The organism is Leisingera sp. SA32, from assembly GCF_056033425.1.
This window is the reverse complement of the sequence record NZ_JBVYHB010000019.1, coordinates 35,348-54,733: the sequence shown is the minus strand read 5'-3', so window position 1 is coordinate 54,733 and position 19,386 is coordinate 35,348. Positions and strand designations below refer to the sequence as shown.

The 19,386-nt window shown below is 63.0% G+C and carries 20 protein-coding genes and 1 other RNA gene; 11 read left to right on the top strand and 10 right to left on the bottom strand.

All coding sequences use genetic code 11. The features are described 5' to 3' along the window. Positions 1 to 42: 42 nt before the first annotated feature. Positions 43 to 1,491 carry a cryptochrome/photolyase family protein gene (locus AC0IPL_RS19705; RefSeq protein ID WP_474276806.1) on the bottom strand — a complete coding sequence of 483 codons (1,449 nt, stop codon included), beginning with the start codon at positions 1,489 to 1,491 and terminating at the stop codon, positions 43 to 45. A gap of 24 nt (positions 1,492 to 1,515) precedes the next feature. Next, positions 1,516 to 2,739, bottom strand: coding sequence for an aminotransferase class V-fold PLP-dependent enzyme (locus tag AC0IPL_RS19700; protein ID WP_474276805.1), 1,224 nt, complete (start codon positions 2,737 to 2,739; stop codon positions 1,516 to 1,518). A gap of 260 nt (positions 2,740 to 2,999) precedes the next feature. Here AC0IPL_RS19700 and AC0IPL_RS19695 point away from each other — a divergent pair, with 260 nt between their 5' ends. Next, positions 3,000 to 3,380, top strand: coding sequence for a VOC family protein (locus tag AC0IPL_RS19695; RefSeq protein WP_474276804.1), 381 nt, complete (start codon positions 3,000 to 3,002; stop codon positions 3,378 to 3,380). Between the two features lie 47 nt (positions 3,381 to 3,427). Here AC0IPL_RS19695 and AC0IPL_RS19690 read toward each other — a convergent pair whose 3' ends face one another. From AC0IPL_RS19690 to AC0IPL_RS19675, 4 genes are all read right to left on the bottom strand, one after another. Beyond that, on the bottom strand, positions 3,428 to 5,032 hold the full coding sequence (locus AC0IPL_RS19690) for a BCCT family transporter (protein ID WP_474276803.1): 1,605 nt from the start codon (positions 5,030 to 5,032) through the stop codon (positions 3,428 to 3,430). A gap of 450 nt (positions 5,033 to 5,482) precedes the next feature. After that, positions 5,483 to 6,475, bottom strand: a complete 993-nt coding sequence (gene acuI, locus AC0IPL_RS19685; protein ID WP_474276802.1) for an acryloyl-CoA reductase — start codon at positions 6,473 to 6,475, stop codon at positions 5,483 to 5,485. A gap of 112 nt (positions 6,476 to 6,587) precedes the next feature. Then, entirely contained in the window at positions 6,588 to 7,220 is a 633-nt protein-coding gene (locus AC0IPL_RS19680) for a DUF1326 domain-containing protein (RefSeq protein ID WP_474276801.1), read from the bottom strand. A gap of 19 nt (positions 7,221 to 7,239) precedes the next feature. Continuing rightward, positions 7,240 to 8,010, bottom strand: a complete 771-nt coding sequence (locus tag AC0IPL_RS19675) for a DUF2182 domain-containing protein (RefSeq protein WP_474276800.1) — start codon at positions 8,008 to 8,010, stop codon at positions 7,240 to 7,242. A 125-nt stretch (positions 8,011 to 8,135) separates the two neighbouring features. On the opposite strand from AC0IPL_RS19675, the gene AC0IPL_RS19670 reads away from it, so the two are divergent. The 7 genes from AC0IPL_RS19670 to AC0IPL_RS19640 all read left to right on the top strand — a co-directional run bounded on the left by AC0IPL_RS19670 (position 8,136) and on the right by AC0IPL_RS19640 (position 12,758). After that, positions 8,136 to 8,870 (top strand): FadR/GntR family transcriptional regulator, encoded by a 735-nt coding sequence (locus AC0IPL_RS19670; RefSeq protein WP_474276799.1) that lies wholly within the window; start codon positions 8,136 to 8,138, stop codon positions 8,868 to 8,870. Positions 8,871 to 8,904: 34 nt separating this feature from the next. Beyond that, positions 8,905 to 9,135: an aspartate aminotransferase gene (locus tag AC0IPL_RS19665; protein ID WP_474276798.1), complete on the top strand. Its 231-nt coding sequence runs from the start codon at positions 8,905 to 8,907 to the stop codon at positions 9,133 to 9,135. Between the two features lie 143 nt (positions 9,136 to 9,278). Then, positions 9,279 to 9,630: a transfer-messenger RNA gene (ssrA, locus tag AC0IPL_RS19660) on the top strand. Between the two features lie 140 nt (positions 9,631 to 9,770). Then, positions 9,771 to 10,202, top strand: a complete 432-nt coding sequence (locus AC0IPL_RS19655; protein WP_474276797.1) for an ester cyclase — start codon at positions 9,771 to 9,773, stop codon at positions 10,200 to 10,202. Then, positions 10,193 to 10,720 (top strand): nuclear transport factor 2 family protein, encoded by a 528-nt coding sequence (locus AC0IPL_RS19650; RefSeq protein ID WP_474276796.1) that lies wholly within the window; start codon positions 10,193 to 10,195, stop codon positions 10,718 to 10,720. The genes AC0IPL_RS19655 and AC0IPL_RS19650 overlap by 10 nt, the downstream gene beginning before the upstream one ends. Positions 10,721 to 10,833: 113 nt before the next feature. Continuing rightward, a complete protein-coding gene (gene chrA, locus AC0IPL_RS19645; RefSeq protein WP_474276795.1) occupies positions 10,834 to 12,156 on the top strand; it encodes a chromate efflux transporter in 1,323 nt (440 codons plus the stop codon). Positions 12,157 to 12,275: 119 nt separating this feature from the next. Next, on the top strand, positions 12,276 to 12,758 hold the full coding sequence (locus AC0IPL_RS19640; protein ID WP_474276794.1) for an SspB family protein: 483 nt from the start codon (positions 12,276 to 12,278) through the stop codon (positions 12,756 to 12,758). Between the two features lie 206 nt (positions 12,759 to 12,964). Here the strand turns inward: AC0IPL_RS19640 and AC0IPL_RS19635 are convergent, their stop codons facing one another. Beyond that, positions 12,965 to 13,585 carry a hypothetical protein gene (locus tag AC0IPL_RS19635; RefSeq protein WP_474276793.1) on the bottom strand — a complete coding sequence of 207 codons (621 nt, stop codon included), beginning with the start codon at positions 13,583 to 13,585 and terminating at the stop codon, positions 12,965 to 12,967. A gap of 233 nt (positions 13,586 to 13,818) precedes the next feature. On the opposite strand from AC0IPL_RS19635, the gene fumC reads away from it, so the two are divergent. The 3 genes from fumC to AC0IPL_RS19620 are packed head-to-tail and all read left to right on the top strand — an operon-like array spanning position 13,819 to position 15,604. Then, positions 13,819 to 15,213, top strand: a complete 1,395-nt coding sequence (fumC, locus tag AC0IPL_RS19630) for a class II fumarate hydratase (RefSeq protein ID WP_474276792.1) — start codon at positions 13,819 to 13,821, stop codon at positions 15,211 to 15,213. Beyond that, positions 15,213 to 15,389, top strand: coding sequence for a DUF4169 family protein (locus AC0IPL_RS19625; protein WP_474276791.1), 177 nt, complete (start codon positions 15,213 to 15,215; stop codon positions 15,387 to 15,389). Before fumC ends, AC0IPL_RS19625 begins: the two co-directional genes overlap by 1 nt. Further along, entirely contained in the window at positions 15,386 to 15,604 is a 219-nt protein-coding gene (locus AC0IPL_RS19620) for a ribbon-helix-helix domain-containing protein (protein WP_474276790.1), read from the top strand. The genes AC0IPL_RS19625 and AC0IPL_RS19620 overlap by 4 nt, the downstream gene beginning before the upstream one ends. 279 nt (positions 15,605 to 15,883) lie before the next feature. Here the strand turns inward: AC0IPL_RS19620 and AC0IPL_RS19615 are convergent, their stop codons facing one another. The 3 genes from AC0IPL_RS19615 to AC0IPL_RS19605 all read right to left on the bottom strand — a co-directional run bounded on the left by AC0IPL_RS19615 (position 15,884) and on the right by AC0IPL_RS19605 (position 19,380). After that, a complete protein-coding gene (locus AC0IPL_RS19615; protein WP_474276789.1) occupies positions 15,884 to 17,242 on the bottom strand; it encodes a cytochrome P450 in 1,359 nt (452 codons plus the stop codon). Next, positions 17,239 to 18,417 (bottom strand): hypothetical protein, encoded by a 1,179-nt coding sequence (locus AC0IPL_RS19610; protein ID WP_474276847.1) that lies wholly within the window; start codon positions 18,415 to 18,417, stop codon positions 17,239 to 17,241. The genes AC0IPL_RS19615 and AC0IPL_RS19610 overlap by 4 nt, the downstream gene beginning before the upstream one ends. A 210-nt stretch (positions 18,418 to 18,627) precedes the next feature. After that, complete coding sequence (locus AC0IPL_RS19605; RefSeq protein ID WP_474276788.1) at positions 18,628 to 19,380, bottom strand: cytochrome c biogenesis CcdA family protein; 753 nt, start codon at positions 19,378 to 19,380, stop codon at positions 18,628 to 18,630. Positions 19,381 to 19,386 lie beyond the last annotated feature (6 nt).

Below are 19,386 nucleotides of genomic sequence, written 5' to 3'. Positions count from 1 at the left end.
AATGCTAGGGCGCAGGTCGCATTGTGGCAAGAAAACTGTGCGTTAGCCGTCCTCGCCCGCTGCCTCGCGCCCCTGCTGGCGCATCGTATGGTAGGCCTCCAGCGCCCGTTCCCGGCCCGCTGGCAATTCAATCAGCGGCGCCGCGCGGGCCATGTCGGGGCTCAGATCCCAGCTGCGCGGGGCGGCCTCGAAAAACGCCAGCGCCTCCTGTGGCGGCGCGTCCTGGCCTTCGGCGATCCAGCGCCGGGTATAGGTGCCCTTCGGGTCGAATTTCTGCAACTGGCTTTCGGGGTTGAAGATGCGGAAAAACGGCGAGGCATCCGGGCCGCAGCCCGCCACCCACTGCCAGCCCATCGCATTGCTGGCCGGATCCCAGTCCACCAGCGTCTGCTCGAACCAGTTCATGCCGCATTTCCAGTGAATCATCAGATGCTTGGTTAGAAAACTTGCCACGATCATGCGGGCCCGATTGTGCATCCGACCGGTGACATACAGTTCACGCATGGCGGCATCGACAAACCCGTAACCGGTCTGGCCCCGCTGCCAGGCAGCCAGGCGGGCGCTATCCTGCTGCCGCCAGGGAAAATTTGCCCACTCCTCGCGCCAGCTGCGGGTCTGGATATGCGGCGAGTGATAGAGCAGGTGATAGGCAAACTCGCGCCACACCAGTTCCTTGAGAAAGGTCTCCGCACCCTGCCCGCCGCGCTGCATTGCGGCGCGCCCCTGGTGCCACATGCGATGCGGGCTGATTTCGCCCCAGGCCAGGTTTTCCGACAGGCCGGACGTTGCATCGTCTGCCGGGAAATCACGGCGCGTTTTGTAGGCGTCGACGCGGTCCTCCAGGAACTCGGACAACCTGTCCTGCGCCGCGGCCTCGCCCACATGGCAGTGGCGCAGGGCCACGTCGGCGCCGCGGTTCATGGCGGCACCCATGGCCCAATCCGCCAATGTTTCGCTGGCGGGCCATCGATCCGGGGTCGGCAGGCTGTCGGGCGCAGGCCGCAGATCGGCAACATCACGGGTGCGCACCGATTTCCAGAACGGGGTGTAGACCTTGAACATACCGCCCGCCTTGGTCTCAACCGTCCAGGGTTCAAACAACAGGCGTCCGCCAAAGGAGCGCGCGTCGATGCCCTGCACTTGAAGCTGCTGCTTTACCTCGCTGTCGCGGGCAATGGCGCCAGGATCATAAAGCCGGGACCAGACCACCGCCCCTGCCCCGGTTTGCGCACAAAGCTGTTGCAGGACGGTCGCCGCTTGCCCGCGACACAGGATGAGGCGCGAGCCGAGCCGGTCAAGCACCGTCTGGAAATGCTCCAGCCCAAGGCCCAGCCGGAACTTCGCAGCCGCGCCCAGCGCCTCGTCCTGCGGGTCCAGAATGTAGACGGGCAGCACCGCGCCACCCTGCTCCAGCGCCGCCGTCAGCGCCGGGTTGTCGGCCAGCCGCAGGTCGCGCCTGATCCACCAGATGACGAGAGGGCGGCTGCTCATGCTGTGTTCCTTGCCTTGGTCGCGTTACAGAACCCGGTCCAGCGCCTCGGTCAGCTTGGTGACCTCGGCGGCGGATGTGTAATGGGTAAAGCTGATACGCAGCACCCCCTCGGCTGGATCAACCCCCATCGCCTCCAGCGGCCGCTGGGCATAGAAGTCCCCGCCCCCGGCCATGATGCCAAATTCTGCCAGCTGGGCCGCCACCGGCTCGGCCGGGCGGTTCAGCGCCAAGGCCACGGTGGGCGCGCGCCCGCTGGCGTCCGTCGGTCCCAACAGGCGCAGGTCGTTGCGATCCTTAACCGCGTCCAGCAACGGTTGCAGCAGCGCCACCTCATGAGCGCGCATCAGATCATGCACAAAGACGCCCGTTCCTGCGGCATCGCCGCGATGTCCGTGGTGGGCCGCCAGCGCTTCGAAGTAATCCGCCATACCGGCACAGGCAGCGACCTGGGCGTGGTCCGGGCCAGCCGGGGTGAAGCGTTTGTAAAGAGTGTCGCCATTGAAGTGATGACCCTGGTTGGGCAGCAGTTCGCCCAGCGCGCGGCGGATCACCATCACCCCCTGATGCGGGCCATAGGTCTTGTAGGCGGAAAACAAATAGATGTCGGCCCCGAGGTCATCGACATTTGGCAACCCGTGCGGCGCGTAGGACACCCCGTCGACGCAGACAAAAGCACCCGCGGCATGGGCCAGTGCGGTGATTTCGGCCACCGGGTTGATCTCCCCCACCACGTTGGAACAATGGGGAAAACAGACCAGGCGAACGTTATCGTCCAACAGGTTCTCCAACTGCGCCAGGTCCAGGCCACCGCTCAGCGGGTGGATTTGCCATTCCCGCACCTCGATTCCCTCATCGGCCAGACGTCGCCAGGGGCCGCTGTTGGCCTCGTGATCCTGGTTAGTGACAATGATCGCCTCACCCGGTTTCAGAAACTGACGAAACGCCTGTGCCAGCACATAGGTGTTCTGCGTGGTCGAAGGGCCAAAGCTCAGTTCATGCGCGGCCACCCCCATCAGCGCTGCCAGCCGTTTGCGGGCCTCGTCCATCTCTGCCCCCGCCAGACGCGAGGCCTCATAGGGCGCATAGGGCTGCACCTTGCGTTGGGTGTAGAACCGGGTCAGCCGGTCAATCACCTGACGGCATGTGTAGGAGCCGCCTGCATTCTCGAAAAACGCTTGCCCTTGCAGGCTCGGCTCGGACAAGGCGGGAAACTGTGCCCGGACGAAATCAATATCCAAAACGCTCATCGCGTGTCTCCTCAATCGCTGCGGTTCGGGGGCAACCGGCCATGACAAAGGTCACCCCCGGCATGGCAGCTCCTCCAACCGAGCCGCACTCCCGCCCAAGGATTGAGGGATCGTTGACCATCCTGCAAGGCGGAAACACCAAAGCAGAACACAAGGGGCGCAGCCTGCTGCCGACAGAGCAGTCAAACTGGTGAGGCTCATGACGGAAACTGTCAGCAGTCCGTGGCACGCTGGGGACATCACATCATGGAGGAAATGAGATGGCCTATACCCCAAAGGATTATCTGGTCTGGGGCGAGCTGCCTGTCAGCGACCTGGACGCAGCGGTTACCTTTTACAGTACGGTGACCGGCGCAGATCTGCGAATTGATGACAGTGGCCCGAACCCGATCGCGATGTTCAAACCTGCGGATGAGGCGACCGGTATCGCGCTGCATTTGTACCCCGGCACCCCTGCGGGTGACGGGCGCGGGCCGACCCTGCATCTGAGCGCAGAAGGCGCACTGGAAGATGTCAAGACACGGGTCAAGAATGCGGGCGGCAAGGTGGTCTCGGACACGATCGACATTCCCCCGGGGCAGTTCTTCTACGCCACGGATCCCGACGGCAATTCGCTCGGTTTCTTCAAGTACAAAAGCTGACGAAAAAAGGCCCCGGAGCGTTCCGGGGCCTTTTTTCGTTGCGCGGCTCAGGCCGCCTGTTCTTGTCGCCGTTCCCGGGCCAGGCCGATGAACACCGACACGCACATCAGCACGAGAACGATGGCGAAGGGGAAGCCGGTGGCAATGGCCGCCGCCTGCAACGCCCCCAACCCGCCGCCCAGCAGCAGCACGATCGCGATGGCGCCTTCGAGGATGCACCAAAACACGCGCTGTGCGGTCGGGGCATCGGTCTTGCCGCCGGCGGTGATGGTATCGATCACCAGCGACCCGGAGTCCGAGGAGGTGACGAAGAAGACCACCACGAGGATGATGCCGACAAAGGACAGGATGCCGGTCAGCGGGAAGGTCTCGAACAGCTTGAACATCTTCAGCTCAAGCGCTGCATCCTGCAGGGCCTGGCCAGTTTCGCCCGCCACCAGATCCAGCGCGGCGCCACCAAAGACGCTCATCCACAAGGCGCCGACCACGGTCGGGATCAGCAGCACGCAGGTGACGAATTCGCGCACGGTGCGCCCGCGCGAGATGCGGGCGATGAACATGCCGACAAACGGCGACCAGGAGATCCACCACGCCCAGTAGAAGGTGGTCCAGCCCTGCATGAAGTTGGTGTCTTCGCGACCAACCCAGTTAGACAGCTCCGGCAGGTAGACCACGTAATCCACCAGGTTGGTGAAGAATCCGGACAGGATCGCCACGGTCGGACCCACCAGCAGGACCAGCACCAAAAGGGCGGATGCGAGGATCATGTTCGCCTCCGACAGCCGTTTGACACCCTTTTCCAGACCGGCCACAACCGACACCAGCGCAAACAGGGTGATTACCACGATCAGGGCCACCTTCATGCCATCGGTCAACGGTACGCCGAACAGATAGTTCAGACCGGCCAGCGCCTGTGAGGCCCCCAGGCCAAGCGATGTTGCAAGACCGAAGATGGTCGCGAACACCGCCAGAACGTCGACGATATGCCCCATCACACCCCAGGTTGCTTCACCAAAGAGCGGATAGAACACCGAACGCATGGTCAGCGGCAACCCGCGGTTGAAGGAGAAGAAAGCAAGCGCCAATGCAACAATCGCGTAGACCGCCCAGGGGTGCAGCCCCCAGTGAAAGATGGTCGATGCCATTGCCAGCGAGCGCGCCTGCTCCGGGCTCTGTGCCGCGGCGCCCAGCGGGGCCCAGTCGGTGCGCAGCCCGTCCTCGCCAAGGGCTGTGCCGCCCAGCGACGCGTCGAAGTGCGCGATCGGCTCTGCCACGCCCCAGAACACCAGACCGATGCCCATCCCCGCGGCGAACAGCATGGCAAACCAGCCCGCATAGGAATAATCCGGACGGGCGTCATCGCCGCCGAGGCGGATCTTGCCGTAAGGCGACACCACCAGAAACAGCGAGAACAACACGAAGATGTTGGTCGAGATCATGAAGACCCAGTCGAATTTGCTGGTCAGTGCCGGGCGCAGCCAACCAAAGAACTCCGTCGCCTGCTCCTTGAACACCAGCGAGAAAAACACAAATGCAACAATGGTCACCGCTGAAATGGCAAATACCGGATTGTGAACGTCCAGGCCCATAACCTGGATATTGTCCTGTCCGACCTCATAGTCGGCGTCGGACTCAGTAGATTCTGTCGTCATGACTTGTCTCCCCGTTTAGTCAGTCCTTCTGTCATCCGCAGGAACCGTTGCCGACGGGGCCGAAATAAAGACTCCAATCAGCAAAAAAGCGACATGGCCGCAGTTTTGTGACAGGGCCGCCCGAGGGTGGCTGCGCAAACGCAGGCACAAATGCCGCAAACTGTCGACCCGAGTGCCTTGCCCACGCGCAGCAAGACATAGCCAGTGTTTGATTTTCGCGCCAAGAACCGGCCCGAAACAGGGTCGGCAAGGCGGCAACGGCACCCCGCAAAGGCGGTGCCTAACAGCACCGGTTCGGATGGTAAAACAGGTAGACCCAAGCAAGTGCGCAGAACTCTCTCAGTCGCATGGCCCGGGGTTGATCGGGCTGGAGGCCGCCAATAAGGCAATTGCAAAAGGGGCGGTTTGCACAACCGCCCCTTTGCCAATTTGCGAAACCCGGCGCAGCCGTCAGCCGTTTACATCCACCACCACGCGGCCCTTGACCTGCCCTTTCAGGATGTCAGCACCCAGCTGCGGCAGATCGGACAGGGTGGCCGGCTGCACCATCGCATCCAGCTTGTCCATCGGCAGGTCGCTGGCGATCCGCTGCCAGGCGCGCACTCGGTTGTCATAGGGCTGCATCACGGAATCGATGCCCAGCAGGTTCACGCCCCGCAACAGGAACGGAATGACCGTAGCGGGCAGCGCGGCGCCGCCGGCAAGGCCCACCGCGGCAACTGACGCGCCGTACTTCATCTGCCCCAGCACCCGTGCCAGCATTGCGCCGCCCACGGCGTCAACGCAGCCTGCCCAGTTCTCGCTTTCCAGAGCGCGTTTGACGGTCTCGTTGAGGTCATCGCGGGCAACAATCTGCGACGCCCCCAGCGAGGTCAGGTAATCGGCGGTCTCCGGCCGCCCCGTGACGCCGGCCACCTCATGGCCGAGATGGGCGAGAATGGCGGTGGCGACCGACCCGACACCCCCCGCAGCGCCGGTCACCAGCACCGGGCCGTTGCCGGGTTTCAGCCCGTGATCTTCCAGCGCCATCACCGCCAGCATCGCGGTAAAGCCCGCAGTGCCGACCGCCATCGCCTGGCGCGTGTCCAGCCCCTCGGGCAGCGGCACCAGCCAATCAGCCCGCACACGGGCCTTCTGTGCGTAGCCGCCCCAATGGGCTTCGCCCACGCGCCAGCCGGTCAGCACCACCTTGTCGCCAGCCTTGTAGCGATCATCGGAGGAGGCCTCGACCGTGCCGGCAAAATCAATGCCCGGCACATGCGGGTACTTGCGCACCAGACCGCCGCCCGGCCCGATGCACAGCCCGTCCTTGTAATTGACGGTGGAGTAGTCCACCGCCACCGTTACCTCGCCGTCAGGCAGCTGATCCAGGCCGATCTGCTCGACCGCAGCGGAGGTCTTGCCGCTGTCTTCATCCTTGTTCACGACCAATGCATTGAACATTCCGTCACTCCTTTTTCTGAAGGGCTTTCCTCTTGCCCAAAATTCCCCGAGCGAACTGTGGCCTGCCGCGGCGGGGGTGGCGTCCCGTCCTGCCGCAAGCCCTGGCCCAGTGTCACCGCGGCCCGTGCCAGTCGATCTGGCAGATCTCGGCCGATCGTCCCTCAAAGTCCCAAACCCGGCCAAAGGCGCGCACCCGGCCCTTTGTCGCCTTGGCCACGGTGATGTCGGGCCCCATCCAGTATTCGGTGTTGGTGACGACGATGTCCTTGCCGTCTTTGCCCTCGACCGGGACCACCGCACCCTGAATTTTCTTACCAACCATCAGGCGGCGTTCCTTGCCCTCGGTCTCAAAGCTGACCGGCGCGCGCTCTGCGCCCAGAAACTCGCTGACCAGCAGCGAGAACAGCCCGGTGGTGCCCCGCGCCGCGCCCGAGAAGATCGCGACCAGCGCGTCATAAGCCGCCTCGGAGGCGCGGTCGTCGATGAAGGCAGCGGCCTTCCAGTTGCCGCGACCCATGTTGCCAGGGATTTCCAGGAACAGGCCGACGTTCAGCCCCGACAGGTCCACATCGCCATACTCGCCCGTGTCGATACGCACCCCGGCCCAAGCCTGGCAGTGCCCTTCGGTCGGCGGGTGCTGGCCCAAGGACACCACGCAAGGACAAAAGACGGTGCAATTGCAGTTGAGGATCAGCTCCCCCTTCAAGGTCCAGGGCACGGTGCCCAAATCGCCGTCCAACGCCATACTTCTTCTCCCTTATATGTCAGATAATATTTCCAGCCAAACACAGCGCCCAAAGCAGCAGCACCGCGCCCAAGGGCCGGGTGATATGCCGCCCCAAGTCCGGCAGTTTCTCCAGCACCATAATGACAGTCGCCAATCCCATGAAAGCAATGTTCATGGTGCCGCCGACAAAAGCCAGCAACATCAAGGCCCAGCAACAGCCAAGGCACACCAACCCCAAGCGCAGCCCGTTGCGCAGCGGGCCTTCGGCCCAATACTGCATGAAAAACACCAGCGGGCGTCGGCACTTGCTGAGGCACGCGTCTTTTGCGGCCGAGAACTGATAGCCGCCTGCCAGCAGCAGCAGGCCCGCCGACACCCAACGCGAGGTGCTGTCGCCAAAAGCGGTCAGCAGCCCGGCCCGGAACAGCAACAGCTGCAACGCCGCCGCAAGGGCGGAGAACCCCAGCCATACAGCCAGATAGCCCCCCACCAGTCGGGCAAAACTTGTGCCCGGCGCCGTGTGCGACAGATCCTCATAGGTGGCAAATGCAGGCAGCGCGGTGGGCGCCATCATCGCCGCCGACATCAGCGCCCACATCGCCAGCATCTTGCCAAACCCGGCCGCGTCGGGTGTCAACGTGCAGAAATCACGCCAGAAATCCGGGCCATATACGGCCCCCGCCGCACGCAGGTCGGCAGGCGCCGACATTGCGTACAGCAGCCCCCAGGCGCCCAGGATCAGTCCGAACAGCGCCAGCCAGTGCCAGCCTGCCATGGTTCTGATCCGCTGTGCCAGAATGGCTTTCATGGCGCGCTCCGGGTATGAGGGTCTGCGACTCACGTCTTGAGTTTTAAATGTCAGACTTTTAAATGTCAGACAAATGATTTCTCGCCGGGCGCAATCCGGCGCAACGCAGCGTCAGGGCTATTTTCATGCGGATTGACCCAAACAGCTCCGCCGATCTCTCGGTGCAGATTGCCCAGGCCATCAAGGATGCCATCATCTCCGGTGAGTTGAACGTGGACGAACGCCTGCCGTCGGAGGCAGAGCTGTCGGAGCATTTTCGGGTCTCACGCCCAACCGTGCGCGAGGCGCTGAAACGGCTGGCGGCGCAGTCGCTGATCCGCACCCAACGGGGTGCCTCTGGCGGCGCCTTCGTGAACCGCCTCAGCTTTGAAGATGCCTATGCCCAGCAGATCACCACTTCGACGCTGCTGCTCAGCATGAACGCGGTCAGCTTCGACACCGCCTGCGAGGCCCGCTACGCGCTGGAGCGCGCCTGCGCACCGCTGTCGGCGGCGCGGCGCAGTGCGGACCAGCTGGCGACGATGCGGGCGGAGATCTTTCGCCAGCAGCAGCCGGGGCTGACCGATGTCGCCTTCTGCGCTTCGGACGTGGCCTTCCACCGCGCGCTGGTCGATGGGGCCGCCAACCCGGTGCTGTCTTACCAACTGGCTGGCGCGGTAGAGGCGATGCAGCCTCTGATGAACATGATTACCTTCACGGCCCGCGACCGCGCGAGGATCACCACCCTGCACGCGCGGATTGCCGACGCGATCGAGGCGGCCGACGGCGCGGCGGCCGTGGCCGGGTTGCAGGATCTGGAGGATGAGACGCGCAAACTGGCGGCCGCAGTGTTTGCCGCGCGGGCAGCACGGGGTGCATAAAGCATATTTTAACCATGATACGGCAAGGTTCCCCATGGTCACGTTCAACGCCCCCCTCTCCTCGGACGCCTGGATACGCGAGGTCTTTGCCTGCAACGCGGCGCAGCAAGGGGAGATCCTGCGCTGCCACATCCGCGACATCGAACGCCACGCCGGGATCGAGGCGTTTCTGAGCGAGGTTGAGGCGCGAGGCTTTCAGGCGTTGGAAAACTGTGGCCATATCATTGTGTTCTGCAACCGTGCAGCGATCCGCATGCTGATCTGACAACGATCCTTCCGGCGCACAGATGATCCCCCTCCCGCGCGCGGGCCTTTGCTGTCCAGGTCGCCGGGGCGCAATGGGTATCGAGGCTGGCAGACTTCCACGTCCAAAAACGGATCGAAATCCGCATTGGATTTCGGCTCCCCCCCCTTTGCATCCGGAGAAAACCGCACTATATAGCTGCTGTTCCCTTGTGGAACTATGGACATAAACGCGCTCGTAATAAACGGATCGGACCCGGGGGCGGTACCCGGCGACTCCACCAAACATGCTTCATTTGGGCATCATGGGGTCGAAACAGGATCGACGGACGTCTAAAGGGGTTAGCTTTGTCTCGGCTGTCTGCCACCGTTATCGGCGAAAAAAGTACAATTGCAAATGACAATCGTGCTCCGGTTGCTCTGGCTGCGTAAGCAGTTCGAGTAATCGAAATCTAAGCCCTTGCGCCTAGCCGCGTAAGGCGGGGTTCGCAGGTACCTGGCAACAGAAACCTGCACCTTCCCCTTGGCGGCCCTATCGACCAGCCGGGGCATGCCTGACACCGGCGCGCAGGCATCATTGGATGTTTCCAATCCCGCCCGGTCGCTGTAAACCCGGCCTCGAACCGGCAGAAAGCTGTTTGAACCGTGACCGCATCCATGACGAAAACCGAAATACTGCAAGCCTGGTACGACCAGGCCTGGTCCCGTGGCGACCTGAACGCGGTGGAGCGGTTTTACACCGCGGACGTCACAGGTCCCGGGGTCGTTCCTTCGCTGAGCCTGAACATCAATGAATTACACGCATTCTTGACCGTGCTTCGAAGCCGGGTCAGACAGATCGCCATCAAGGTCACCCAGGCCGTGGAACAGAGCGGTTGGCTGGCCGCTCGCACCACCTTCAGTGGGTGCTGTGTTGCCACCGCAGGCCAGGTCGAGACCAAGGATCAGGTGTTGATCCGGTTCGCGGAGAGTAAGGTGGCGGGGTCTCATGGCCAAGTCGACGATATCGCCCTGTTCGAGCAACTTGGGCATCTGCCGCAAGACACCGATACCGCCTGCCTGGCGGGTCAGGGTCTGACATGGCGATAGAGACTTCTGCTACATCTGCGCGCAAGTCCGCGCCTGCGCCGAACAGCGCGCCTGCCCTGGCGGTGCCTTTCGATCCGTCGGCGACCTCTGACATGCCGATGACCGCGCTGATCCACCGTTGGTTCGATGAGGTCTGGTGCAAGGGCAACCTAGACGCCGTGTCCGAAATCATGTCCGCCCGGACCGTGATCTCCGGCGCGGTCTCGGCGCTGGCGGAACCGGAAACGGACTACGCAGAAGTAGTCGCCGCCGTGCGCAACCTGCTGGGTCCGATGACCATCACCATCACCCACGCGATGGAGGCCGAGGATTGGGTCTCCGTTCGTCTGGTGGCGGCGACCAGCAACCCCGCGGATGGCACACCATTTGAAATCTCTGGGCAGATCATGGCGCGAGTGGAACGTGGTACAATCGCCGAAATGCATTCCAACATGGACTACTTCCACATGTTTGAGATGCTGGGCCAATTGCCATCAGACGCCATGGCGATCTGCATGACGGGTGAGCGGCTGAAATAGCCTGCGCCGCTCTCCCGCTGCTGACCTCTTGACAGCTGCCTTCCCGCTATGAGACGCCCCCGCAAGGCGGCAGCTGCGGCAGGCGCGCCGGGACAAAAGAAGGCAGGCGGGCGATGGCATCAGGCACACAGGCAGAGACGGCGCCAAGCAGCAAACTGGCGGCCGCTGAGGCGCCCGGCTGGGGCGAAATGCTGCGGGTCTTTGGCCGCATCGGGGTCTTGAGTTTTGGCGGACCTGCGGCGCAGATCGCGTTGATGCACAAGGAACTGGTCGAGGCGCGCCCCTGGCTGAGCGAGGAAAGCTTTTTGCGCGGGCTGTCGTTCTGCATGCTGCTGCCGGGACCGGAGGCGATGCAGCTGGCCACCTATACCGGATGGCGGATGCGGGGCACGGCTGGCGGCCTGCTGGCGGGTCTGCTCTTTGTCCTGCCCGGAGCGGCGGTGATCGCCCTTCTGGTCTGGCTCTATGCCCAGTTCGGCACCCTGCTTGCGGTGCAGTCCGCCTTTCTGGGCATCAAGGCGGCGGTGGTGGTCATCATTCTACAGGCGCTGCGACGGCTGACAGCCAAGGCGCTGCATCATCGGCTGGACTGGTTTCTGGCGGGCTTCGGCTTTGTGGCGCTGTTTTTGCTGAACCTGCCGTTCCCGGTCGTTGTTCTGGCCGCCGCGGCAGTCGGCCTGCTGCGCCGTCCCGCCGCCGATACCCAAGCCGCCGCCCCGGCCCCGTTCCAGGCGGCGGCGACTTTGCGCACGATTTCCCTGTGGGGGTCGCTTTGGCTGCTGCCGCTGCTGGCGTTGGAGCTGGCGGGCGCGGGATTTCTGAGCGATATGGGCTGGTTCTTCTCAAAGCTTGCGGTGGTCACATTTGGCGGTGCCTATGCGGTGCTGGCCTATATCAGCCAGACTGTGGTCAGCCAGTTCGGCTGGATTTCCGCCGGCCAGATGATTGACGCGCTGGGCCTGGCCGAAACCACCCCCGGGCCGCTCATCCTGGTGACCCAGTTTGTCGCCATGCTGTCGGGTCTGACCCAGCAGGGCACCGGTCTGTTCCTCGCAGCAGGCGCAGTGGCGCTCTGGGCGACCTTTGTTCCGTGTTTTCTGTGGATCTTTGCCGCCGCACCCTATGTGGAGCGCATCGCGGCCCATCCGCGCCTTGGTCACGCGCTGAAAGCGGTCACTGCCACGGTGGCAGGGGTGATCCTGAACCTGTCGGTCTGGTTCCTGATCCATGTGATCTTTGCCCGCACCGAGCTGCTGGAGCAGGGTATTCTGCACGTTCCGATCCCCGTCTGGAGCAGCCTTGACCCGGCGGCGGCGGCGTTGGTGCTGCTGGCGCCCGCTGTCGCCTGGATGCTGCGGGGCAACCTGCTGGCGCTGCTGGCCGCGATGGCGGGCGCCGGGCTCATGGTGGCCCAATTCCCGTTTGCAATCAGCTGACTGCGCAGGCAGGTTGAGGCTTGGAGCAGGGCAAAAAATATCTGAAGGTTCCGCAGGCTGCCCTTTTGTTTCCGCCAAAATCTCTTATGCTTGACGACAAATGAACAGAGGGTGACTGCATGTCCCGTGAAATCGACTATGGTAACCTGATGCATTCTGCCATGCGCGGCCTGATCCGGACCGTGTTGCAGGACATTTCCGATAACGGCCTGCCCGGCAACCACCATTTCTTCATCACCTTCGACACCGATCATCCGGACGTGGAGCTGGCCGACTGGCTCTCGGACCGCTATCCCGGCGAGATGACGGTTGTCATGCAGCACTGGTTCGACAATCTGACCGTGGATGAGGAAGGCTTTGCCGTCACCCTGAATTTCGGCGACTCGCCTGAGCCGCTGTATATTCCCTACGACGCGATCCGCACCTTCGTGGACCCTTCGGTGGAGTTCGGTCTGCGCTTTGAAAGTGCAGAGGAGGACAACGAGATTTCTGCCACGCTGCCGGAGTCCGATACCCCCCCCGAACCTGAGGCGAGCGCCCCTGCCCCGGCGGCAAAGAAGAAAGACGCAGACGTCGTTTCGCTGGACAGCTTCCGCAAATAACGCAGGAGCGGGACGCACCGCAGCAATGGCGTTCTCCGCCGAGCGTTCCCCGCTCGTTGGCCCGCCGACTGACGGTGTGATGCGTCGCAACGGAACGGCTGCAATGAGACACCGCCAACTATGCCTCGCCTGATCGTCTGCGGCCCGTTGCTGCGGCTTGGACGGACAGGGTTTGGTATCGCGGTCCGAGACCTATTGCTGCCGGATTACTGCCGCGTCAGGAACGCCTCGATCCTGCGCCGGGCCGTGCCATTCAGGCGAGATACATAGACCAGATCCAAGCCACCCTCGGCGAGGGTCCTGTCATATTGCTGGATCTCGTAGTCGCCGTTGGGGTGAATGAACATCGAAAACACGGTCAGCGTGTCGTCGTTGATCCGGCCCCAGACAAAGGGTTCGCCCGCCATCGGATCCAGCGGCACCGCATGGCCGAAGACGTTCAGCCGCATCGCCGCCGAGAACACGTCGGCCCGGTTGCTGGGCAAGAACTCGATCTCATAGCTTTTGGTCTTTCTGCGCCCATCGCTTTTTTCCGTGGTCGACACCCATTTCAGCACGAAACCTTTGCGGGTTTCGCGGATCGAAACGCTGATGTCGCGGGGCACAAGGTTGCCCTCCTGTGTTTCCACGTCGACACTACCCGCGTACACCCCCGCAAACGCGCCGATATCCGCAGCCGCCGCACTGATCGGGCCCAGCATCATCGCCAGGGCCATCACAGCTGCCGCAATATGGATGCTGATGGCCCCAGGGCCACGGCGCAATTGTCGCAACAGCATTTGCAGGCCCTGATAGTGCCAGATCGACACCGACATGGAACGTTGCACGGTCACATCCTTTCTCAAGCTCCAGCGAACTGGTCTGTGCATATTGCCCCGTGAACCGCGCGGAGAACAGTGCGCAATTGCCCGCAGGTCCAGCATACCTGAGGGTCTAGATTGCGACAATTGCACCCTATACCTCGCAGACCATTTCACTATGCTGCGCGCGACTGGCCAATTGCGCCCGTGCAGCGCGCAGGCTAAACGGCATACAGACGCATACAACGGAGAAATGACGGATGACCGCCACCCGTACCGAAACCGACAGCTTTGGCCCGCTTGAGGTCCCCGCAGACAAATACTGGGGCGCGCAGACGCAGCGCTCGATCATGAATTTCCCGATTGGCTGGGAAAAACAGCCCGTTGCCATCGTGCGCGCCCTAGGCGTGATCAAGCAGGCCTGCGCCATGGCCAACAAGGGCTCGGGCAAGCTGGATGCCAAGATTGCTGACGCCATCATCCAGGCTGCCAGCGAAGTGGTCGCGGGCAAGTTCGATGACAACTTCCCGTTGGTAGTGTGGCAAACCGGCTCCGGCACCCAGTCCAACATGAACTCCAACGAGGTGATCGCCAACCGCGCCATCGAAATCCTCGGCGGCGAAATCGGCTCCAAGGATCCGGTGCACCCGAACGATCACTGCAACATGGGCCAGTCGTCCAACGACACTTTCCCCACCGCCATGCACATCGCCACCGCCATGAGCGTGCGGGACGTGCTGGTGCCCGGCCTGACCAAGCTGGCCGAAGGGCTGGAAGCCAAGGCGGATGAGTTCAAGGACATCATCAAGATCGGCCGCACCCATACCCAGGACGCGACCCCGCTGACACTGGGCCAAGAATTTGGCGGCTACGCGCATCAGATCCGCCAGGGCCTGGCGCGGGTCGAGGCCGCAATGCCCGGCATCTATGAGCTGGCGCAGGGCGGCACCGCCGTGGGCACCGGTCTCAACACCCAAAAAGGCTGGGGTGAAGAGGTCGCGGCCAACATGGCAGAGATCACCGGCCTGCCCTTTGTCACCGCACCGAACAAGTTCGAGGCCCTGGCGGCGCATGACGCCATGGTGTTCCTGTCCGGCGCTTTGGCGACCATCGCAGGCAGCTGCTACAAGATCGCCAATGACATCCGCTTCCTCGGCTCTGGCCCGCGCTCCGGTCTGGGAGAGCTGATCCTGCCGGAAAACGAGCCGGGCTCCTCGATCATGCCGGGCAAGGTGAACCCGACGCAGGCCGAGGCACTGACCCAGGTGGCGGCTCATGTCATGGGCAACGACGCGGCGATCAAGTTTGCAGGCTCGCAAGGTCATTTCGAGCTGAACGTCTACAACCCGATGATGTCCTACAACCTGTTGCAGTCGATCCAGCTGCTGGGCGATGCGGCCGACAGCTTTACCGAGCGGATGCTGAACGGCATTCAGGCCAATGAGCCGCGCATTGAAAAGCTGATGACGGAGTCGCTGATGCTTGTCACAGCACTGGCGCCGACCATCGGCTATGACAACGCCACCAAAGTGGCCAAGACCGCGCATAAGAACGGCACCACCCTGAAAGAAGAGGCGATCGCCCTTGGCTTTGTGGATGAGGCGACGTTTGATGCGGTTGTGCGTCCGGAACAGATGATCGGTCCCAAGGACTGATGGCGAAGCCGGTCAATCTGAACCGGTATCGGAAACAAAAGGTGCGGGCCGAAAAAAAGGCCCGCGCTGACCAGAATGCCGTGGCGCACGGGCGCACCAAGGCGGAAAAAGACCTGGACAAGGCGCGTAATTCCCAGAACATCCGCCGTCTGGACGACCACAAGCGCGACACATGAATGACCGCCCCAAGAAGCATTCGCTGACCCTGCGCGGGCACCGCACGTCGGTGTCGCTGGAGGACGATTTCTGGGACACCTTCCGCGAGATAGCGGCGCAGGACGGCCGTGCGATCAATGAGCTGGCCGCCGAGATCGACGAAAAACGCGGCGACACCTGTGGCCTGGCCTCGGCCATCAGGCTGTTCGTCCTGCGACGGTTAAGATCCCGGTAACCAAGCTTCGGCAGACCGCGCCCATGGTACAGGTGTTTCGCAGCGTCTCACCGGACCTATGGTTTCAGCAAATTTTCGACGTGAAATCTGCCCGTCACGGCGGGGTCGTGCGCCGAAAGCTGCGCGATGTGAAGCGGAATGTCGGTCTGGGCGCTTGCAGCAAAAGGTTCTTCGGCGCGGCTGCGACGCTGTGCTGAATGGCGAACAGGTTGTGATGTTCTGCAACAACCTGCCCGTTCGGCTGCTGTGCTGACGCCAAAGTTTTCTGAAAACTTTGGCTCAGCGTTCCGACAGCTGTAGCCATATGCCCGTCTTGGACCGCACCGTCAGATGCGCGGCCGGCACCGGCTCCCGTCCCGCCATTGGCGACACACGGAAGTGGCGCAGGATCATCGACAAGATCAGCACCCCTTCCACCATTGCGAACCCCGCGCCGGTGCAGACCCGAGGACCAGCGGAGAAGGGAACATAAGCCTCTCGCTGGCATTGCTTGCCGTTTTCCGTGGCCCACCGAGTTGGGTCAAACCCATCCGGGTTGTCCCACAGCCGTTCATGGCGGTGCAGATGCCAAGGGCTGAGCACCATTTGCGCCCCCTGCGGCACGTCCCGGTCGCGAAAGCGCACCGGGCAGGCCGCCTCGCGCACCATCATCGGCACCGGCGGGTACAGCCGCAGCGTTTCGCGAAACACATCCCGGCTGAGGCGCAGTTTGGAAACCGCCGCGAAGCTGTCATCCTCCAAAACCGCGGCGGCCTCCGCCGCCAACTTGTCCTGCCACTCGGGATAGAGCGCCATCAGGTACAAAGCCCAGGCCAGGGCCGAGGCGCTGGTTTCATGCCCCGCCAGAAAGAAAATCGCAACCTGATCGATCATCTCGGCCTCGTCAAAGGTGCTGCCCGTTACGGGATCGCGCGTGGTCATGATCTTGGTTGCCAGATCGTCCGGGGCCACCCCGGCCTCGATCGCCTGCATCCGCTCTGCCGTCAGCCGCGCAATCAGGCCGCGGATGATGGCGGCATTTCGACGGGTGCCGCGGCGGAAGAACCGCGGCATCCAGCGCGGCAGTGGCACGAAAGCGGCGAGATTCAGGATCGGCTGGCTGCGTTGATAGTCGCGAAAACGGCGAAACACCTCGGCCGCGACGGCATGTTCGATTGGGATCGAGAACAACGTGCGAAAAATCACATCCGCCGCCACATGCGAGGTTTCCTCCTCTATCTCGACCTCCCCTTGTCGTTGGCGCAAACGCGCCACCGCGGCCTCTGCGGCGGCGCGCATCGCCGGGTAAGTATCCTTCAGCCGCCCCCCCTCAAACGCCGGATCGATAATCCGGCGCTGGCGCTCCCAGACCTCTCCATTGGTCAGGAAGACAGAGTCGCCCAGCAAAGGTTTCAGCCCTTCGGCGATGCGGTTCGATTTAGGGAAGTCTTGCGGGCGATCCTTCAACACCTGCTGCACCAACGCCGGCTGGTTGACCAGAAAGCTGCGGAAAAACGGTGTGCGAAACTCTGCCATCCAGGCGCGATACAACCGCGCCGGCTGGGCTGACAGTATGTCCTGTCGAAACAGCTGCGCATAGCGCCACAGCGACACCCGATCCGGCCGGGCGGCGGGCTTTGGCGGCTGCGGCGGGCTCATCCGGCCGCCACCGAGGTGAATTTCGAAACCGGCACGTCGATCCGCGAGCGCGAGGGCTTGCGGTCGCGAAACCGCTTCGCCAAGGTTAACGGACCGGCCGTGATGCGGAAATAATCGTAGTCTCCCGGCTGGTCGAAGGCGCACAGATACTGAAAATGCAGCCGGAAGAACCGCCACCGCAACTGCTTCCAGCGCGCCGGGCTGAGGGTCTGGGTAAAGGCGGCGGAGATCACCAGCGGCCAGCGCTTGGTTGCCGGGGCCACTCCGCTCACGGCGACCGGATCGCAAAGCGCAAACGCGCAGCCATCGCCGGGCGCTGTCACGTCAACCCAAGCCAGCTCGGCGCGCTGGGACAGATAGTGCAGATCGGCGCGCAGCCGGTCGGCGCGCGGCAGGAAGGAGACCATTGGCACCACTTGTCCAAGGCTCAGAAACCCCAAGGCGGGGCGGTCCTGCGGCAGCCCCGCTCGGATCAGGTCCGCCAGCACCGACACGCCCAGGTGCGCGCCGGAAGAATGGCCGACCACCAGGACCTCGTCCAGCGCAGGATCCTGCACCGCGGCCGCAATCTGGTTCCGAAACGCAGCCAACCGGGCTTCCAGCTGCGGTGCAATTGCGCCGCGTGACGCAGCGGAATGAGCGTAATCATGCATCAGATAGTAGGCAAAGACCTTGCCATCCTTGCCCTTGAACCAGCGCAGCAACGCGTAGCCCGCGCCCGCGCCCAGCCCCCAGCCAAACAACGTGCTGAACCGGCCCGCAAGACCGACAAAACCGGCCACATTCCCAACTGCATGCGCCACGCCCCAAGCCAGCAGCAGCGCCAACAGCGCTTGCAGCAGCAGCATCCCAACCGGGTAGAGCGCTGCGATGACCGGTCCCTTGCGCAGCCGCATCAATCGCTGCAGCGTGCCGGTGGAGATGTAGATCCAAGCAGTGCGAAACAGTTGCAAATAGGTGCCGGGAATGGTCGCCGTCATGCTGTCGCGGACAATGTCCGACCAGACCAGCACCTCCACATCGGTCTCGATCAGCTCGCCGTCAAACTCCGCCAGAACCTGCCAGCCATAGCTGCCCGCACCGCGTTTCGGCTTCAACGCCAGGCTGTAACCGCAAAGGGCGGCCTGCGCCGCGCCTTCCTTGCGGTAGAGTTCCCGGTACCGGCGCGGATGCATGGGATCAAAGCCGGGGATGTAAAACACCCGCCGCCTGCGCACCTGCCTATGAATGGAACTGCCCTGATCCACGTACTGCCCTGTTCCGATCCGCCTCTCCGACGCTGTATCGCCAAGCCTAGCAGGGCTTTCCGGCAAGAGTAAGGCCAGCCTCAGCAAAGAAAAAGGGGGCCGCAGCCCCCAGTCTTGCCGTGCAACGGTTCTCGGTTTTCAGCCCAGGACCGCCAGGGCCGGAAAGGTCTCCAGCAACCACCAGGAGAAAGTGGTGAACAGACCGGTGACCAGCATGATGCCGACCAACAGCAACAGACCCCCCATCGCTTTCTCGATCACGCCCATGTGGCGCTTCATCCTGTTCATCAGCACCATCGAACGGTTGAGGAATATCGCCGCCAACAGGAACGGCACACCCAGGCCGGCGGCATAGACCCCCAGCAGAATGGTGCCGCGGCTGACCGAGGCCTCGGACGCGGCCAGCGACAGGATCGCCCCCAACTGCGGGCCAATGCAAGGGGTCCAGCCAAAGGCAAAGGCAAGCCCCAGGACATAAGCGCCAAGCGCCGACCCCCCGGATTCGCCTGCCTCCATCCGCGCCTCTCGGTCCAGCAGCGGGATGCGAAACACCGACAGGAAATGCAGCCCGAAGACGATGACGACCACGCCAGAGACCTGGGCGAAAAGCTCCTGATTTTGCAGCACAAACGCGCCGAAGGCAGAGGCGGTGAAGCCCAGCAGCAAAAACACCGTGGAAAGACCCAGCACAAAGAACAGCGCCGCGATGATGGCCTTGCGCCGCGCCGCTGTGGTGCCCTGCATCTCACCGATGGTGACGCCACTCATATAGGCCAGATACGGCGGCACGATCGGCAGCACGCAGGGCGACAGAAAACTGATGACACCGCCCAGCAGCGCCACCAGCATGGCAGGGAGCAGCCCTGCGTCGATGATCTCGATTCCAAACATGGTTCA

Bases quoted from the DNA above. Each gene is read 5' to 3' on its own strand.
- AC0IPL_RS19615 (WP_474276789.1), bottom strand. From the start codon at position 17,242: ATGAGCCCGCCGCAGCCGCCAAAGCCCGCCGCCCGGCCGGATCGGGTG.
- AC0IPL_RS19650 (WP_474276796.1), top strand. From the start codon at position 10,193: ATGGCGATAGAGACTTCTGCTACATCTGCGCGCAAGTCCGCGCCTGCG.
- AC0IPL_RS19695 (WP_474276804.1), top strand. From the start codon at position 3,000: ATGGCCTATACCCCAAAGGATTATCTGGTCTGGGGCGAGCTGCCTGTC.
- AC0IPL_RS19655 (WP_474276797.1), top strand. From the start codon at position 9,771: ATGACGAAAACCGAAATACTGCAAGCCTGGTACGACCAGGCCTGGTCC.
- AC0IPL_RS19700 (WP_474276805.1), bottom strand. From the start codon at position 2,739: ATGAGCGTTTTGGATATTGATTTCGTCCGGGCACAGTTTCCCGCCTTG.
- AC0IPL_RS19605 (WP_474276788.1), bottom strand. From the start codon at position 19,380: ATGTTTGGAATCGAGATCATCGACGCAGGGCTGCTCCCTGCCATGCTG.
- AC0IPL_RS19670 (WP_474276799.1), top strand. From the start codon at position 8,136: ATGCGGATTGACCCAAACAGCTCCGCCGATCTCTCGGTGCAGATTGCC.
- acuI (WP_474276802.1), bottom strand. From the start codon at position 6,475: ATGTTCAATGCATTGGTCGTGAACAAGGATGAAGACAGCGGCAAGACC.
- AC0IPL_RS19675 (WP_474276800.1), bottom strand. From the start codon at position 8,010: ATGAAAGCCATTCTGGCACAGCGGATCAGAACCATGGCAGGCTGGCAC.
- AC0IPL_RS19640 (WP_474276794.1), top strand. From the start codon at position 12,276: ATGTCCCGTGAAATCGACTATGGTAACCTGATGCATTCTGCCATGCGC.
- AC0IPL_RS19625 (WP_474276791.1), top strand. From the start codon at position 15,213: ATGGCGAAGCCGGTCAATCTGAACCGGTATCGGAAACAAAAGGTGCGG.
- fumC (WP_474276792.1), top strand. From the start codon at position 13,819: ATGACCGCCACCCGTACCGAAACCGACAGCTTTGGCCCGCTTGAGGTC.
- AC0IPL_RS19610 (WP_474276847.1), bottom strand. From the start codon at position 18,417: ATGCATCCGCGCCGGTACCGGGAACTCTACCGCAAGGAAGGCGCGGCG.
- AC0IPL_RS19690 (WP_474276803.1), bottom strand. From the start codon at position 5,032: ATGACGACAGAATCTACTGAGTCCGACGCCGACTATGAGGTCGGACAG.
- AC0IPL_RS19665 (WP_474276798.1), top strand. From the start codon at position 8,905: ATGGTCACGTTCAACGCCCCCCTCTCCTCGGACGCCTGGATACGCGAG.
- AC0IPL_RS19705 (WP_474276806.1), bottom strand. From the start codon at position 1,491: ATGAGCAGCCGCCCTCTCGTCATCTGGTGGATCAGGCGCGACCTGCGG.
- AC0IPL_RS19620 (WP_474276790.1), top strand. From the start codon at position 15,386: ATGAATGACCGCCCCAAGAAGCATTCGCTGACCCTGCGCGGGCACCGC.
- AC0IPL_RS19680 (WP_474276801.1), bottom strand. From the start codon at position 7,220: ATGGCGTTGGACGGCGATTTGGGCACCGTGCCCTGGACCTTGAAGGGG.
- chrA (WP_474276795.1), top strand. From the start codon at position 10,834: ATGGCATCAGGCACACAGGCAGAGACGGCGCCAAGCAGCAAACTGGCG.